The following is a 16,072-nucleotide window of genomic DNA, read 5'->3' on the forward strand; positions in this document are numbered from 1 at the left end:
ATCATATGACCAAAAGGAGGGGAACGTATGCATCGCGGAAAAGGGATGAAATTTGTCGGGGATTCCCGTGTTCCCGCTGAACGGAAACCGAATATTCCGAAAGATTATTCAGAGTACCCGGGAAAAACAGAAGCCTTTTGGCCGAACTTTCTTTTGAAAGAATGGATGGTCGGCGCTGTTTTCTTGGTAGGATATTTATGCTTAACGATTGCACATCCGTCGCCGCTTGAACGGATTGCAGACCCGACGGATACGGGCTATATTCCAATGCCGGATTGGTATTTTTTGTTTCTTTATCAGCTTTTGAAATACAGTTACGCGTCTGGCCCCTATGAAGTAATCGGACTGGTTATTCCCGGGATTGCTTTTGCAGCCCTGCTTTTGGCACCGTTTATCGATCGGGGGCCGCATCGCCGCCCGTTAAAACGTCCGTTTGCGACTGGATTTATGCTGCTGACGTTGGCAGCGATGATCTTTTTGACATGGCAGTCCGTCGTTACTCACGATTGGAAGGCGGCAGAAGAACAGGGGAAAATTGTTCAAGAAGTGAAAATTGACAAAAGTTCAGAAGGCTATCAGCTTTTTCAAAAAAATGGCTGTATTAACTGCCACGGCGAAAAGCTCACCGGCGGAGCAGCTGCTCCTAGTCTCGTAGACACAGGTTTAAAGCCTGAGGAAATTAAGAAAATAGCCAGAAACGGAAAAGGAAATATGCCTCCCGGTCAATTTAAAGGCACCGATCAAGAACTCGATAAATTGGCAAACTTCATTGCCAATTTAAAAACAAAATAAAGAGAGTCAAGAGTCAGCTCTTGCTGGCTCTTTTTGATTTTTCTTAGAAGATTTTACTTTTGTCGATCGAAAAGAAAAAATAGAAAGATATTGATCAGCGGAATATTTGATGGGAGAATCAATACGTGTACAAAGGTCATAATAGGTTGTTCATGATGAGATGTTCTCGTTTTGCGAGAAATCGAAAGAGAATAAGTAGGAGACAAAAAAGTGAATCGTTTATATCTTGTATTGGGTAACAAGAAGTTTTTACAATTATTATGGATTGTGAATTTAGCCGGAACCGTATACGGATATATATGGTATATTCCGCAAATGAAGAATACGGAATGGTGGTTTCTTCCGTTTGTTCCCGACAGCCCGACAGCGAGCTTGTTTTTTGTTATTGCGCTGACGGGATTTTGGCTGAAAAAAAATTGGGGGCTACCTGCTGCTTTAGCGGCCATGACCCTTTTTAAATATGGCATTTGGGCGGTTGTCATGAATTTGCTTACATTAACCGTTTCCGGATCTTTGCCTTGGCAAGGCTATATGTTGATGATATCCCATTTGGCTATGGCGATCGAAGAGATCCTTTATTCTCCCTTTTACAGGATTAAGCCATGGCATTTTGCCGTGGCGGCCATTTGGACATTGCATAACGAAATGATTGATTATGTGTTCATGCAATACCCTATATATCCGCAACTGAATTTATACATAAGACCCATTGGGTACTTTACGTTTTGGCTTAGCATCTGTTCCATTGGACTTACTTATTTCTTTAGTATGCGCAAAAAACGGATTACGTTAGCTTTTCCTTGGCATAACGGGCAGGAGTGATTCGAACGGTTGTCGCTTTAAGGAAGAGTTCTACTCTTGTCCCTCTTCACATACACTGAATTAGTAGCATTAGGGGGGACTGGAATGCTCTTTATTAGAATACTCCTGACGATCATGATTACTTTTGGATTCGTCGACGCTGTTTTGGCGGCGGAAGAATCGTCGCCGATGCAGAAGCTGGATTCGACGGTTGAAGAAGCTTTACAGATGACGAAAAGCTATCATTACACCGAAGCAAAGCAGCTCTTGAATGATTTTTCGGAAAAGTTTACGAAATCAGCCATTCTTCATCAAACATTCACCATGGATGATATTCGGATTTTAACAGTGGCGCATCATCAGGCGTTAAGAGCCTTAAATAGTACATCGATGAATCACGAACAAAGAGTAGATGCAGTCACAACCTTTCGTTTAGTAGTGGATGCGTTGACGTCTCGATATCAGCCCTTATGGTCGGAAATGAAAGAACCTGTTTTAACGGCTTTTCAACATGTGAAGGAGGCGGCCAAGATTGGTAACAAAGAAGTCTACCGCCAAACAGTCAACCATTTTTTAGAAAAGTATAGTATTATTGAACCGAGTTTAAGAGTGGATATACCGGTGGAAGAAGTTCAAAAACTGGATGCGAAAATTCAATATATCGATCAATACAGTGCTGACAATTTAAAGAAGAAAGAGGCCGTGTCCCAATTAAATGATCTTCAATCGGATTTGCAAAAATTGTTTGACAGAACGGAAGAAGACGAAGCGGATCCGTCGCTGTGGTGGGTCATTATTTCAACCGGAAGTATTATTATCGGTACATTATCCTATGTGGGATGGAGAAAATACAAAGGGGAAAAAGAAGAGAAGAAACCTCGCAAGCAGAAAGATTGACAATGCATTTATTTTAATACTAAAATAAATGCAAATACAATGCGACCGTAAATCGTGTAGAGTCCTAAGTAAATCACTGAAGAATGGACTCGAAAACGGGTTGGTCGTAAGAGGTGAAGGCAAAATGGTCGCTTCTCACTAACACTGTCCGATATTGACTTAGATCGTTTTGGCTGAATGATGGAAAATGAAAAGGTTTTATAGTTAAAATCAAATCAGAACTTAAATGGAGGTTATCAACTTAACATGTATATTCTCTATTTTATCCTGATTGCGTTAATACCCATTTGGGCACAATTTAGGGTAAAAAGAACGTATGATAAGTTTTCCGACGTCCCCTATTCTACAGGGATGACGGGAGCTGAAGTGGCTCGTCGAATTTTGGATGAAAATGGCTTGTATCACGTAAAAGTACTGGAAACGGAAGGCTTTTTAAGTGATCACTATAATCCGATAACGAAAACAGTTCATTTATCACCAAATAACTATTGGGGCAATTCGATTGCCGGCGCTTCTGTTGCGGCGCACGAAGTCGGCCACGCCATTCAAGACAAAGTAGGATATTCCTTTTTACGTTTTCGCCATGCGCTTGTTCCCATTGCTAATTTTAGTTCCAGTTTATCTTGGATCTTCATTTTCATTGGGATGTTAACCACCATGACGAAATTGTTTCTGCTCGGTATTATTTTGATGTCGGCCGGAGTACTGTTTCAAGTCATTACGCTGCCGGTGGAATTTAATGCGTCATCGCGGGCGTTGAAACAGTTAGTCTCTATAGGCATTATCCGCAACGATGAAAAAAGAGAAGCTCGTAAAGTGCTTGGCGCGGCTGCAATGACGTACGTGGCTGCCGCAGCGGTTGCCATTTTGGAACTAATTCGTTTAATTCTTGTATTTGTCGGAATGCAAAATAACGAAGATAATTAAAATGGATGAATGAGGATTTAAAAAGATCAGACTTTCGACGTTTTGGATCGAGAGTCTGATCTTTTTTCGTCCGTTCTATTCAGTTGGTGAGTGCTTCATTCTTCAAGCGGCTTTTTATTTTCATCAAGCGTAAATCCTTCCCCGAGAACTTCATGAACTTCCACGACAGAAACAAATGCATGGGGATCGACGGATGTGATAATATTGCGTAAGCGGATAATTTCATTTTTGGCTACAACGCAATATAGTACGTTTCTGTCTTTCTTTGTAAAAAATCCATGCCCCTTGAACACGGTGACGCCTCTGTCCATTTCTTCCAAAATCTTATGCGCAATTTCTTCGTTTTTTTCAGAAATAATGAATGCGCCTCTTGCTGTATACGCACCTTCTTGCATAAAATCGATCACTCTAGCGCTGACAAAAACGGCCACGAGGGTGTACATCGCTTCCCTGTAATTGATATATGTCAACAAAGAGGCGATGATCACGCACGCGTCAAAAACAAACATGGTTTTTCCCATGGAGATATGGGTGTATTTATTGACAAGCCGCGCAATAATGTCGACTCCGCCTGTCGTTCCGCCATATCGAAAGATGATGCCAAGCCCGATCCCAATAAACACTCCCGCAAACAGAGCGGCTAAAAGAAGATCGTGATGAAGAGGGATATTTAACTGAAAGCGTTGGAAGATCCATAAAAATAAGGAAAGGGCGAGTGTACCGATAATCGTGTATCGGAATGTTTTTCCTCCCAAAAGTTTCCATCCGATGATGAAAACAGGTATGTTTAAGAATAAGTTTGTATAGGAGGGATCAATGCCAAACAAATTGTATAAAATCAGCGTAATCCCGGTAAAGCCGCCTTCTGCCAAGTTGTTCTCCATATTGAAATGCACTAAGCCAAAAGCATAGATGGCGGCTCCTATACAAATGAATAAAATATTTTTTATTTTCAGCCCCAAAATCATCATGGAACCTCCTTAACATGATGGTAACGTATAGTGTCAGAAAAAAGATTCAATCCATATTGCCAAGACGAATATTAGAACGATGGAAAAGGCAGTGCAGACATCGAAACTATTATATAGAAAGCGAAAGAAACAAGCAATTTTATCCTGTATCACCTCTTAAGCGATTTCATTCAATGACGTATTGGGAGATAGAAATAGATTGTAAATAGAATAGGAATTAGCTAACATGGAAGGAGAAAGTGAGGCGGTAAAAAATGAGGAAAACGATGGCCCAAATTCAGGAAGAAGTGGACCAATATATTAGCCAGTTTAAAGAAGGCTATTTCAGTCCTTTAGCCATGCTTGCTCGATTAACAGAAGAGCTTGGTGAACTGGCCAGAGAAATCAATCATTATTACGGAGAGAAACCTAAAAAGCCAAGTGAACAAGCAAAGACAGTGGAAGAAGAACTGGGTGATTTATTATTCGTTCTTGTTTGTTTGGCGAATTCTTTACATATTGATTTGGAACAAGCGCATGATGTTGTGATGAATAAATTTCAAACGAGAGATAAAGACCGTTGGACAAAAATCAAAGCAGAGGAGGAATCGGATAATGGAAACCATTAAAATCATTGTAGCGGGTCCGAGAGGGAGAATGGGACGTGAAGCCGTTCAGCTTATTCAACGCACGGATCATTTTGAACTGAAAGCTGTCTTGGATCATAAATATAATGGCATTCTGCTAAGTGAATTAGAAGGTTTTCAAGGAATCGATGTACCGGTATACAACGATGTAGATGAATGCTTGCAAAAAACAAAAGCTGATGTATGGATTGATCTAACGGTTCCGGAAGCCGGATTCCTACATACCAAAAGGGCGCTTGAATATGGAGTGCGTCCGGTTGTCGGAACAACTGGATTTACAGAAGAACAACTGAAAGAGTTAAAAGAACTTGCCAATTCGAAGCAAATTGGCTGCATTATCGCACCTAACTTTGCCATAGGTGCTGTACTTATGATGAAATTTTCACAAATGGCTGCCAAATATTTCTCAGATGTTGAAATTATTGAACTTCACCATGATCAGAAATTGGATGCGCCTTCAGGAACAGCTGTGAAAACCGCTCAAATGATTTCAACTGTCAGGGAGCAAAAACAGCAAGGACATCCAAATGAAAAAGAAACCATTTCAGGGGCAAGAGGCGCCAATATCGATGGAATGCATATTCACAGCGTACGTCTTCCGGGCTTGATTGCGCATCAGCAAGTTATGTTTGGGGCGGAAGGACAAACACTGACGATTCGCCATGATTCCTACAATCGTGCTTCTTTTATGTCGGGGGTAAAAGTAAGCGTCGAAACCGTTACGAAATTAAATGATTTTGTCTATGGGCTTGAAAATATTTTGGAATAGGGGCAATGTGAGATGAATATCGCATTGATCGCTCACGATAAGAAAAAGGACGATATGGTCAAATTCGTCCTGGCTTATCGTGATACGTTTGCAAAACATACTTTGTACGCCACCGGCACGACAGGCTTAAGAATTCAAGAGTCAACGGGGCTTAAAGTTCATCGTTTTCAATCAGGTCCTCTTGGAGGGGATCAAGAAATTGGAGCGATGATTGCCAAGAATCAAATGGATTTAGTTTTTTTCTTCCGGGATCCTTTAACGGCCCAGCCTCATGAACCTGATGTTTCTGCATTGATCAGGCTTTGTGATGTTTATTCCGTACCGCTGGCGACCAATATGGGAACAGGCGAAGTTTTGATTAGAGGTCTTGAAAAAGGAGACATCGATTGGCGCAATTTATATAGAAACAAGCATTGATAGGAAAAACGCCGTTGCGAGTGTCGTCCTTTCTTCTTCCATCCAACTAGAAGGACAAGAAAAAAGGGTTTTTTTCATTAGGATGAAACCAGTACAATCGCCTAGCCGCCGATCGATGATGGAAATCGGCGGCCATTTCGCGAAAAAGGAAGGGGGGGCAAGAAATGAGGTTGAAAATTGGAATCACTTGTTATCCAACAGTTGGCGGTTCAGGAGTTGTGGCGACAGAACTCGGTAAACTTTTGGCAGAAAAAGGGCATGAAATTCATTTTATTACTTCGAGTGTCCCTTTCCGTCTGAACCGAATGTATCATAATATTTATTTTCATCAAGTGGAAGTGAGCCAGTATTCTGTTTTTCAATATCCGCCATATGATATCGCATTATCTAGTAAAATGGCCGAAGTCATGCGGAGAGAAAAATTGGATATTCTTCACGTTCACTATGCCATCCCTCATGCGGTTTGTGCCATACTAGGGAAGCAAATGGCCGGATCAAACAGTAAAATCGTCACTACATTGCATGGTACGGATATTACTGTTTTAGGCTATGACCCTTCTTTAACCGATGCTATCCGTTTTGGCATCGAACGTTCTGATGCTGTCACAGCGGTTTCCAATGCACTTGTTCAGGAAACATATCAATTGATCCAGCCGGAAAAGGAGATCATTCCCATTTATAATTTTATCGACGAAAGAATTTTTAAAAAGATTTCATCCAGCCATCTGAAGGAAGAGTACGGAATTCGCTCTGATGAAAAAGTGATTATCCATGTTTCCAATTTTCGATCCATCAAACGGGTGCCGGATGTTGTTAAGGTATTTGCCCGCATTTTTGAGAAGATGCCTGCGAAACTTCTTCTTGTCGGAGACGGACCGGAAATGACGGTCGTGAGTAAATTAGTCAGCGATTTAGGTTTGGATGAGGTAGTTTTCTTTTTAGGAAAACAAGATAATTTAGAAGAACTATACTCTATCAGTGATTTAATGCTTTTGCTTTCTCAAAAAGAAAGTTTCGGGCTGGCGTTGTTGGAGGCAATGGCGTGCGGAGTTCCTTGCATCGGAACCAATGTCGGCGGAATTCCGGAAGTGATTCAAAACGGCGTGAACGGGTTTATTTGTGAGCCGGGAGATCTTGCGGATATCGTCCAAAAGTCTCTGTACCTTTTGGAAAACAGCGAAATTCACAGGCAATTTTCTGAAAGGTCGGTTTTAACGGTCAAACAAAAATTTTATTCACAGAAAATTGTCAACCGTTATGAATCCATCTATTTGAGTTTGCTTCAACAAGACTAGGCAGGTGAAAAAAATGAATGACACACTTTTTCAAAAGGCTGTTCCTTTGTTGGAAAGATTGGAGCAGGCTGGCTATGAAGCCTATTTTGTCGGGGGATGCGTCCGCGACTATTATTTAGGAAGGCCGATCAGCGATATTGATATTGCCACATCTGCTTTGCCTGAAGAAGTGAAAGAAATTTTTCCAAATACAGTGGACGTGGGAATTGAACACGGGACTGTTTTAGTCCTTCACAATGGCGAAGGATATGAAGTGACAACCTTCCGGGCAGAATCGGACTACAAAGATTTTCGCCGGCCGGAAAAAGTCGTTTTTATACGGTCTTTATATGAAGATTTAAAGAGAAGAGATTTTACGATGAACGCTATGGCGATGGACCGCACTGGGAGAGTAGTGGATCCTTTTAATGGTAAGGAAGCAATCCGACACCGTCAGATCGTCACTGTGGGTAAGGCGGAAGAACGATTTTCAGAAGATGCTCTTAGGATGATGAGAGCGGCCCGATTTGCCAGCCAGCTTGGGTTTGATTTGGAAGACGGCGTATTTACGGCCATATGCCGCAATGCTGGTTTAATGCAGCATATTGCGGTGGAAAGAAAACGGAATGAGTTTGAAAAACTCATTTCAGGGCGCTTCCGAAAAAAAGGTTTGGAGTTATTACTGGAAACGGGATTGTATATTTACTTGCCTGGTCTTGAATCAAACGAAAAAGAGCTGGAAAAAATGTTGACCATTGACTGCACTTCTTTAACGCTACAGCAAATGTGGCTTTTAATTGCTGTTTTGGTTTCCGGGGATAAACCTGTCGAGTTTTTGAAAGCATGGAAACTCCCTTCCAAAACGATAAAATATTTGTTAAGCGGGTTGACTTGGATGAAAAAAAGGCGAGAAACACCATGGACGCAGTGGGATGTATACGATGCGGGACTTTCCGTTGCCGTCGATGTTGAAAAAGTTCATTCTGTCCTTTACCAAGATGAAGATATGACGGAACAAATTCAGACTCTTTATGAGAATCTTCCTATCAAACATCGAAAAGAACTAAGCGTAAACGGTTATGACTTATGCATGTGGTTTCAAAAAAAGCCGGGACCATGGCTGAGAGCCTGTCTGGAAGAGATCGAGAAAGCCGTTTTAGATCAAAAAACGATAAATGAGAAAGAAAAAATAAAGGAGTGGCTGAAGAGGTGCAATCGGTTGTAAGAACGAAGCTGTTAGAAGCATTTTCGAAAGCCGAAGGTGAGTTTCTTTCCGGCCAAGAACTTGCTGACATCATTGGGTGTTCAAGAACTGCGGTATGGAAACATATGGAAGAACTTCGGAAAGAAGGATTTGAATTGGAAGCCGTTCGCAAAAAGGGTTACCGTATCATCAGCATGCCTGACAAAGTGACAGCCAATGAAATTCTTCTTGGGCTCAAGACAAGATTTATGGGCAGAAAGATTGTCCATAAGGAAACGGTTGATTCTACTCAAATAGAAGCTCACCGCCTTTCTCAGGAAGGTTGTCCGGAGGGGACAGTCGTGATCGCGGAAGAACAAACGGCCGGGCGTGGACGCATGACAAGAGAATGGTATTCGCCCAAATCATCAGGAATTTGGATGAGCATTATTCTGAAGCCAACACTGCCTCCCCAACAAGCTCCGCAATTTACCCTTCTGACGGCTGTTGCTATTGTGGAAGCCATTGAAGAGATAACCGGTTTGCAGCCGAAAATCAAATGGCCTAATGACATTTTAATCAACGGGAAAAAAATGACGGGGATCTTAACAGAACTTCAAGCGAACGCTGACCAAATTTATGCGATCATTATCGGAATCGGCATGAATGTCAATCAATTGCAATTCCCGGATGAGTTAAAGAATATTGCCACCAGTCTTGCCATAGAAAAAGGCGAAAAAGTCTTCCGACCGAAGTTAATTCAAAGGATTTTAGAAAAGCTTGAACAGTATTACGATCTCTATTTAAATGAAGGGTTTGCTCCCATTAAAGCGTTGTGGGAACAATATGCCATATCCATCGGAAAACATATAAAGGCGAGAACGATTACAGGAGTGATAACAGGAAAAGCTCTTGGCATCACCGATGAAGGAGTATTGCAGCTTCAGGATGCGAATGGAACGATACGCAACATCTATTCTGCAGATATCGAAATTTAAAGAGTGATATTTACCGTCTGATTGGCCGAGATGTTTTGGTAGGCAAGAGTTGCGTATTTTTGGTATAATTTGAATGGGCAGTATCCAAGACGCGAACTGCACCTTGCGTAAATCAATAAAATGTTTGTCTGCCTTGATCCATAGTGACAGGGACAGAGGGTCGAAACAAATAAGTGGAAAACGAGTCCTTCTGTCGAAGGGCTTTTTATTTTGCAGTAAGTCTTCTGTTTCGTCCCCTTCCCAATAAAAAGGAGGATGGGAACGTGAAAACGACCGCTGATTTTTTGAAGATGAAGCAAAATCATGAAAAAATTGCGATGATTACGGCCTATGATTATCCGTCTGCCAAATTGGCGGAAGAGGCTGGAGCCGACATTTTGCTCGTCGGCGATTCTCTTGGTATGGTGGTGCTGGGATACGATTCGACTGTGCCGGTCACTCTCGAAGATATGATCCACCATACAAAAGCGGTAAAACGAGGAGCAAAAGATACTTTTGTCGTGACGGATCTTCCGTTTTTAACGGCGCATCTTTCCCGTGAAGAAATTTTGAAAGCGGCAGGACGAATTATGCAAGAAGCGGGTGCACAAGCCGTTAAGATGGAAGGCGGAGAAGAAATAGCTGAATCCGTTGCTGCCTTGATGAAAGCGGGTATACCGGTGGTCGGGCATATTGGGCTGACCCCTCAATCTGTCGGAGTACTGGGTGGCTATAAAGTTCAAGGAAAAACGGCGGATCAAGCGAAAAAATTAATAAAAGACGCGAAACAAATTGAAGCGGCAGGCGCTTTTATGATCGTATTGGAATGTGTTCCTTATCAGCTGGCAGAAGAGGTGACAAAAGAACTGACGATTCCGACGATCGGGATCGGAGCCGGCAGTGAAACAGACGGGCAGGTTCTTGTCTACCACGATGTTCTACAGTATGGGGTCGATCGATTAGCGAAATTTGTAAAGCCGTATGAAAATTTGAATGAAGCGGCGAGAAAAGGGATCAAAGATTATGTAAAAGAAGTAAAAAAAGGCGAATTTCCTGATCGAGATCATTCTTTTACGATGAAGCAGGAAGAGCTTAGTCATTTGTATGGAGGAGAACGCTCATGAAAGTTTTTACAAAAATAAAAGACATCCAAGAATTCCTCTCCGAGCAAAAACGAAACGGGAAGACCATTGGTTTTGTTCCAACGATGGGCTATCTGCATGAAGGGCATTTATCGCTTGTGAAAAAAGCGACTGCAGAAAATGATCTGACAGTGATGAGCATTTTTGTGAATCCTATTCAATTTGGCCCGAATGAAGATTTTGAGCGGTATCCTCGCGATTTTGACCGTGACCGAAAACTGGCTGAAGACAATGGCGTTGATGTGCTCTTTCACCCGTCTGTGGAAGAAATGTACCCTGAAGAATCTATCGTTCAAATGAACGTCAAAAAACGAAAAGATGTTTTGTGCGGACGTACTAGAAAAGGACATTTTGACGGCGTCGTTACCGTTCTCACTAAACTGTTTCATATTACAATGCCGGATAGAGCTTATTTCGGATTGAAAGATGCACAGCAATTTGCGATTGTTCAAGGATTTGTGGCGGATTTAAACTTTCCGATCGACATCATCGGCGTAGAAACGGTTCGGGAAGAAGACGGTTTGGCTAAAAGTTCCCGAAACACGTATTTATCCGCACAAGAGCGGAAGGAAGCTCCCGAAATTTATCAAGCGCTGCTGAAAGGAAAAAAAGCCGTCGAGAATGGGGTAGATGATCCTGCGGAAATCGTCCGATTGGTATCCGATCATATTCGCCAAAATACGAGCGGAGAAATCGACTATGTGGAAGTCCTTTCTTTCCCTGAATTGGATCCACTCGAAAGAATAAAAGGAAAAGTGATCATTGCCACAGCCGTACAATTTGCGTCAGCACGATTGATTGATAATGTGATACTAGATTTGTCTCGTTAAGGGGGAAACAAAAATGTTTCGTACATTAATGAACAGCAAAATCCACCGCGCCACTGTTACAGAAGCCAACTTAAATTATGTCGGCAGCATTACCATCGATGAAGACATATTGGATGCAGTTGGAATTGCTGTTAATGAAAAAGTGCAGGTCGTGAACAATAATAATGGTGCAAGACTAGAAACGTACGTTATCCCGGGTAAAAGAGGGAGCGGAGTCATTTGCCTAAATGGGGCGGCGGCAAGACTTGTTCAGCCCGGGGACACGGTCATTATTATTTCCTACGTTTTAGTTCCAGAAGAGAAAGTCAAGGAACATTCACCGAAAATCGCTATTATGGATGAGAATAACCGGATCGCCCAATTGATCACCGGCGAAAAAGAAGCGACCATTTTATAGTTTTTGACATGAAATAGTGGGTTGGCCCCTTTTAAAATCATTAGATAGGAGATCTTTGATTCTATCCTATTTCTTGATGGAGGGGGCCGGCCTTTTTATTTTGCGGACATATGACTGACATCATCGGAATTCTTGTGGTAAACTTGAAAAAAGATTGGCAAGTTTCACTTTAGAAAAAAGGTGTGCTCTTAGATGTTACCACAACGATTTGTAGTAGTTGATTTAGAGACAACGGGAAATTCTCCGAAAAAAGGGGATCGAATTATACAAGCATCCCTGGTGATTATTGAGCATGAGCAGATTATTGATCAATATACAACCTTTATCAACCCGGAGACGGCCATTCCCGCCTTTATTGAAGAATTGACGGGAATTCACGAGGATCTGGTAAAACAAGCACCGCTGTTTTCAGAAGCTGCTCAAAATATTCGTCCGCTTTTGGATCATTCGATTTTTGTTGCTCATAATACCGCTTTTGATTTAACGTTTTTACAAACAGAATTGGAAAAAGCGAACTTTCCGCTATTTAACGGGCAGACAGTAGACACGGTGGAGTTGGCCAGATTTCTGTACCCCACGCAAGACAGTTATAAGCTGTCCGATTTGGCGGAAGAACTGGGAGTTTTGCATTCTAGGCCCCACCAAGCTGACAGCGATGCTTATGTGACGGCGGAAATTTTACTTTTGATGTTGAAAAAGCTGAAGTCATTGCCGTATGTCACGCTAAAAAAATTGCATCAGCTTTCTTCTCATTTAAAATCGGATATTTCCACGGTTATACAAGCGGTGTTGGATGAAAAAGAACAATCGATCGAGTCTTTGCCGGAAGATTTGGAAGTCTATCGAAATATCGCTTTGAAAAAGAAAAAAATACAAAAAAGAGAAGACCTTCTCTACGACGTGATGTATCCCTCTTCTCCCAATGAAAAAGCAGAATATATGAAAGAATTCCCCCAGTTTCAAATAAGAGAAGCTCAATTTGAAATGATGGATTGCGTTTATGAAACGCTGGACTCTTCGAATCATGCTTTCATTGAAGCGGGAACAGGGATCGGGAAATCGCTTGCTTATTTATTGCCTGCCGCTTTTTACAGTAAACAGCATAAGGTGCCGATTGTGATTAGCACGTACACAACGGTACTTCAAGAACAGCTGATGAATAAGGATTTGGTGCTATTGAAGGCGATATTGCCATTTTCCGTTCAAACGGCCGTTTTAAAAGGACGCAGCCATTATATTGACTTGTTTCAATTTGAAAATAGCCTGAACGACGAAACGAGCAATTACGATGAAGCGTTGACTAAGATGCAGATTTTGGTTTGGCTGACGGAAACGACCACCGGGGACAAAAATGAATTGAATTTATCCTCCGGCGGTGAACTATATTGGGCTCGCATTAAGCAAGAAGATATATTTTTGAACCGCTCCAAAAACCCTTGGGTGGAAAAAGATTTTTATTTGCATGCGAGAAAACAGGCGCAACAAGCCGATATTGTCGTGACCAACCATGCCATATTGGCAAAAGACTTGTTTTCTGATCAAAATTTGATCTCTGATTACAATCAAGTCATTATAGATGAAGCCCATCATTTCGGGAATGTACTCGGAGACCAGATGGGAACTGAAATAGATTTGCGAGCATTGAAATGGATGTATCAACAGATCGGAACGATGGAGCAAAAACAACTGTTCTTTCAATGCGAAGAATTGCTGAAAAAGCACGGAAAAGAGGCAACGATTCATTTCTTTGAAACCGATCATGATTTACACCAAATTGCTTTTGAAATGAACGAATGGATGAATGCCGCTTCCGCCTTTTTCCTTCACTTGGCGAAAAAGAAGTCTAACAGTTGGAATAAAGTACAGATTCGAGTTGGCGAACAAGAACGAAAAATGAAATATTGGAAAGAATTACACTATTCAACCGAAAGATTGTATGAATTGATGAAAATGATTCATCATAGTTTGCAAGAAAGACTAATGTTGGCCAAAAAGCTGGAAACAGACTTGACTTTGGATGAAGCGGCGATGATCGAAAAGCTGTATGACTTGCTTGAAAGCTGGAAAAAGTGGATGAACGATCTCAAGAATGTAATAATAGAAGGATCGAAGCAGCCGGCTGTCATTTGGATGGAAGGCGATGTCCGAATGCCGCAAAATCATTTGAAAATTAAGTGCCGTCCCGCCGGCTTAGATCGAATCCGGATGGAACAATTTATCTATGGGAAAAAAAGCGTCATTTTTACATCCGCCACTTTATCGGTAAATCGTTCATTCCAACATTTCGCTGAGGAACTAGGGATTCCGGAAAAAAGGTTTCGACAAGCCATCTTTCCTTCCCCGTTTCATTATGAAAAAAATTGCAAGCTGATCATTCCTAATGATGTTCCTGAAATTCAGGATGTAACGAGCGAGAAATACGTGGAAGTATTGGCGGATTATTTAAGTGCTGTCGCGCAAGCTACGAATGGTAGGATGCTTGTTCTTTTTACATCCTATGATATGTTGAAGAATACGTATCTTTTGATGAAGGAAAGCGGACTCCTCGAAGATTTTGTTTTAATTGCCCAGGGAATTACGAATGGAAGTAAAGTGAGATTGACTCGCCACTTTCAAAAATTCGAAAAGGCGATTCTTTTTGGCACTAGCAGTTTTTGGGAAGGGGTTGATATTCCGGGAGAAGATCTTTCTTGCTTGGTTCTCGTTCGGCTTCCTTTCACTCCTCCGGACGATCCGCTCTTTCAAGCAAAAGGAGAGGCACTCAGAGCAGAAGGAAAAAATCCGTTCTACCATTCTTCTCTCCCGCAAGCGGTCATTCGTTTTAAACAAGGTTTTGGCAGGTTGATTCGAACAGAGCGAGATCGGGGAATCATTATCGTATTTGACCGTAGAATCACTACGGCTCGATATGGAAAAGCGTTTATACAATCGATTCCGAAAGTACCCATTCTCCATGCTTCCTTGCCGGAAGTCATTCAAGTCATTGAAGATTGGCTTTAAAAAAGGCTTTTGGAGCGTCAAGCTGAAGAGAAAAACCCCCGTAATGCTCGCGGGAGGATTCTTTTATTCGGTGGAGGACGGATAATAGAGAATTCCGCGTGAACACCTTGAAGGGTAAATGGAACGATGGGCAGTATTGCCGTTTCATGGTCTTGAACGAAGATCCGCCATGCAAAGTGCAATGGCCGACATTTTTTATGAATATTGGTTACTGATTTTTTCAAGATTCTTGTTATAATGGTATTCGGAATAAACAATCGCTTGCGGTGTCGCTGGAAGAGTGTGTCTTTCGTTCGGTTCGAGACCACTTCTTTCGAAAAGCAAAAAAGTATTGGAGGTTTCGAATGGAGAGCAAAATTGAGGTTCTGCAGACAGTGATGATTAATTATCATCCCGATTTGTACAAAATTGTCGATGCTTTGAATCGAACATTAAAGCGAAAAGATTTAATGTTCGGATTGGCGTTGGATCCAAACGATCCGAAAAAAGCTGTTTTTACAATATATCGTACCTGAATGAAGTGATACTATGAAAAAAGTTATGATGATAATCGCAATTATAGCGGTGGTGGTTTTAGCCTTTTCCATCTATATTTATGCAAGTGCTAAAAAGCCTTATCAAAAAGCGGAAGAAGAAGCTTTGAAAGTAGCCAAAGACCACGGAATCATTTTGACTGTGGATAAATTCTATTTATACAACAGTAAGAAAACGTATTATGTGCTGATCGGCGAAAATAAAAAGCATGAAAAAATGGTAGCTTGGATTCCGAAACAGCGAAAAGATAAAATCCTATATGACAAATATTCGAATGGGATTTCCGAACAAAAAGCGATAGATAAACTATATCAAGATGAGAAACCGGCCAAACTTTTATCTGTGCATCTCGGCATGGAAGAAGTCGGACCGGTATGGGAAATGGCTTATTTGGATAAAGAAGGGGACTTAAATTATTACTATGTCCTTTTCAAAAACGGCAAATGGTGGAAGAAAATGACTAATATTTAAGGCGGTGCCTGACCCCCTTTACGCTTTAAAGCGTGAAGGGGGTCAGGCACCATTGATTGACTGA

Annotated in this window: 17 protein-coding genes; 16 read left to right on the forward strand and 1 reads right to left on the reverse strand. The window is 41.6% G+C overall.

The annotated features are described in order from the left end of the window. Window positions 1–27: 27 nt before the first annotated feature. The 4 genes from N1I87_RS07080 (at window position 28) to N1I87_RS07095 (ending at window position 3,417) form a co-directional block, all read left to right on the forward strand. The gene (locus tag N1I87_RS07080) at window positions 28–792 is read left to right on the forward strand and encodes a menaquinol-cytochrome c reductase cytochrome b/c subunit (RefSeq protein ID WP_341101141.1); all 765 of its coding nucleotides are present in this window, start codon (window positions 28–30) and stop codon (window positions 790–792) included. 210 nt (window positions 793–1,002) lie between these two features. After that, the gene (locus N1I87_RS07085) at window positions 1,003–1,614 is read left to right on the forward strand and encodes a DUF1405 domain-containing protein (RefSeq protein WP_341101143.1); all 612 of its coding nucleotides are present in this window, start codon (window positions 1,003–1,005) and stop codon (window positions 1,612–1,614) included. A gap of 84 nt (window positions 1,615–1,698) precedes the next feature. Continuing rightward, window positions 1,699–2,490, forward strand: a complete 792-nt coding sequence (gene ypjB / locus N1I87_RS07090; protein WP_270583542.1) for a sporulation protein YpjB — start codon at window positions 1,699–1,701, stop codon at window positions 2,488–2,490. A 246-nt stretch (window positions 2,491–2,736) separates the two neighbouring features. Beyond that, the gene (locus N1I87_RS07095) at window positions 2,737–3,417 is read left to right on the forward strand and encodes a zinc metallopeptidase (RefSeq protein ID WP_003355124.1); all 681 of its coding nucleotides are present in this window, start codon (window positions 2,737–2,739) and stop codon (window positions 3,415–3,417) included. 95 nt (window positions 3,418–3,512) lie between these two features. On the opposite strand, the gene N1I87_RS07100 is transcribed toward N1I87_RS07095, so the two are convergent. After that, a complete protein-coding gene (locus tag N1I87_RS07100) occupies window positions 3,513–4,385 on the reverse strand; it encodes a YitT family protein (RefSeq protein WP_048623558.1) in 873 nt (290 codons plus the stop codon). A 257-nt stretch (window positions 4,386–4,642) separates the two neighbouring features. Between N1I87_RS07100 and N1I87_RS07105 the strand changes: the two genes are divergently transcribed. The 12 genes from N1I87_RS07105 (at window position 4,643) to N1I87_RS07160 (ending at window position 16,008) form a co-directional block, all read left to right on the forward strand. After that, the gene (locus tag N1I87_RS07105) at window positions 4,643–4,996 is read left to right on the forward strand and encodes a nucleotide pyrophosphohydrolase (protein ID WP_341101144.1); all 354 of its coding nucleotides are present in this window, start codon (window positions 4,643–4,645) and stop codon (window positions 4,994–4,996) included. Next, entirely contained in the window at window positions 4,983–5,783 is an 801-nt protein-coding gene (gene dapB, locus N1I87_RS07110) for a 4-hydroxy-tetrahydrodipicolinate reductase (RefSeq protein WP_341101145.1), read from the forward strand. Before N1I87_RS07105 ends, dapB begins: the two co-directional genes overlap by 14 nt. Before the next feature lie 12 nt (window positions 5,784–5,795). Beyond that, window positions 5,796–6,200, forward strand: coding sequence for a methylglyoxal synthase (mgsA, locus tag N1I87_RS07115; RefSeq protein WP_048623555.1), 405 nt, complete (start codon window positions 5,796–5,798; stop codon window positions 6,198–6,200). Between the two features lie 164 nt (window positions 6,201–6,364). Beyond that, window positions 6,365–7,495, forward strand: a complete 1,131-nt coding sequence (gene bshA, locus N1I87_RS07120; RefSeq protein WP_341101146.1) for an N-acetyl-alpha-D-glucosaminyl L-malate synthase BshA — start codon at window positions 6,365–6,367, stop codon at window positions 7,493–7,495. Window positions 7,496–7,508: 13 nt separating this feature from the next. Continuing rightward, the gene (locus N1I87_RS07125) at window positions 7,509–8,699 is read left to right on the forward strand and encodes a CCA tRNA nucleotidyltransferase (RefSeq protein ID WP_341101148.1); all 1,191 of its coding nucleotides are present in this window, start codon (window positions 7,509–7,511) and stop codon (window positions 8,697–8,699) included. Then, window positions 8,684–9,655, forward strand: a complete 972-nt coding sequence (locus N1I87_RS07130; RefSeq protein WP_341101149.1) for a biotin--[acetyl-CoA-carboxylase] ligase — start codon at window positions 8,684–8,686, stop codon at window positions 9,653–9,655. The genes N1I87_RS07125 and N1I87_RS07130 overlap by 16 nt, the downstream gene beginning before the upstream one ends. A 263-nt stretch (window positions 9,656–9,918) precedes the next feature. Further along, a complete protein-coding gene (gene panB, locus N1I87_RS07135; RefSeq protein ID WP_341101151.1) occupies window positions 9,919–10,758 on the forward strand; it encodes a 3-methyl-2-oxobutanoate hydroxymethyltransferase in 840 nt (279 codons plus the stop codon). After that, window positions 10,755–11,606, forward strand: a complete 852-nt coding sequence (panC, locus tag N1I87_RS07140; RefSeq protein ID WP_327824226.1) for a pantoate--beta-alanine ligase — start codon at window positions 10,755–10,757, stop codon at window positions 11,604–11,606. The genes panB and panC overlap by 4 nt, the downstream gene beginning before the upstream one ends. Window positions 11,607–11,619: 13 nt before the next feature. Then, entirely contained in the window at window positions 11,620–12,003 is a 384-nt protein-coding gene (gene panD, locus N1I87_RS07145) for an aspartate 1-decarboxylase (RefSeq protein WP_003355113.1), read from the forward strand. Window positions 12,004–12,195: 192 nt separating this feature from the next. Continuing rightward, window positions 12,196–15,003, forward strand: coding sequence for an ATP-dependent DNA helicase DinG (gene dinG / locus N1I87_RS07150; RefSeq protein ID WP_341101153.1), 2,808 nt, complete (start codon window positions 12,196–12,198; stop codon window positions 15,001–15,003). Window positions 15,004–15,347: 344 nt separating this feature from the next. Further along, the gene (locus tag N1I87_RS07155; protein WP_003355111.1) at window positions 15,348–15,518 is read left to right on the forward strand and encodes a YpmA family protein; all 171 of its coding nucleotides are present in this window, start codon (window positions 15,348–15,350) and stop codon (window positions 15,516–15,518) included. Window positions 15,519–15,531: 13 nt separating this feature from the next. Further along, window positions 15,532–16,008 (forward strand): cell wall elongation regulator TseB-like domain-containing protein, encoded by a 477-nt coding sequence (locus N1I87_RS07160; RefSeq protein ID WP_341101154.1) that lies wholly within the window; start codon window positions 15,532–15,534, stop codon window positions 16,006–16,008. Window positions 16,009–16,072 lie beyond the last annotated feature (64 nt).

The organism is Bacillus sp. FSL W8-0102 (assembly GCF_038007225.1).
GTDB classification, from domain to species: Bacteria; Bacillota; Bacilli; order Bacillales; family DSM-4216; genus Bacillus_O; species Bacillus_O smithii.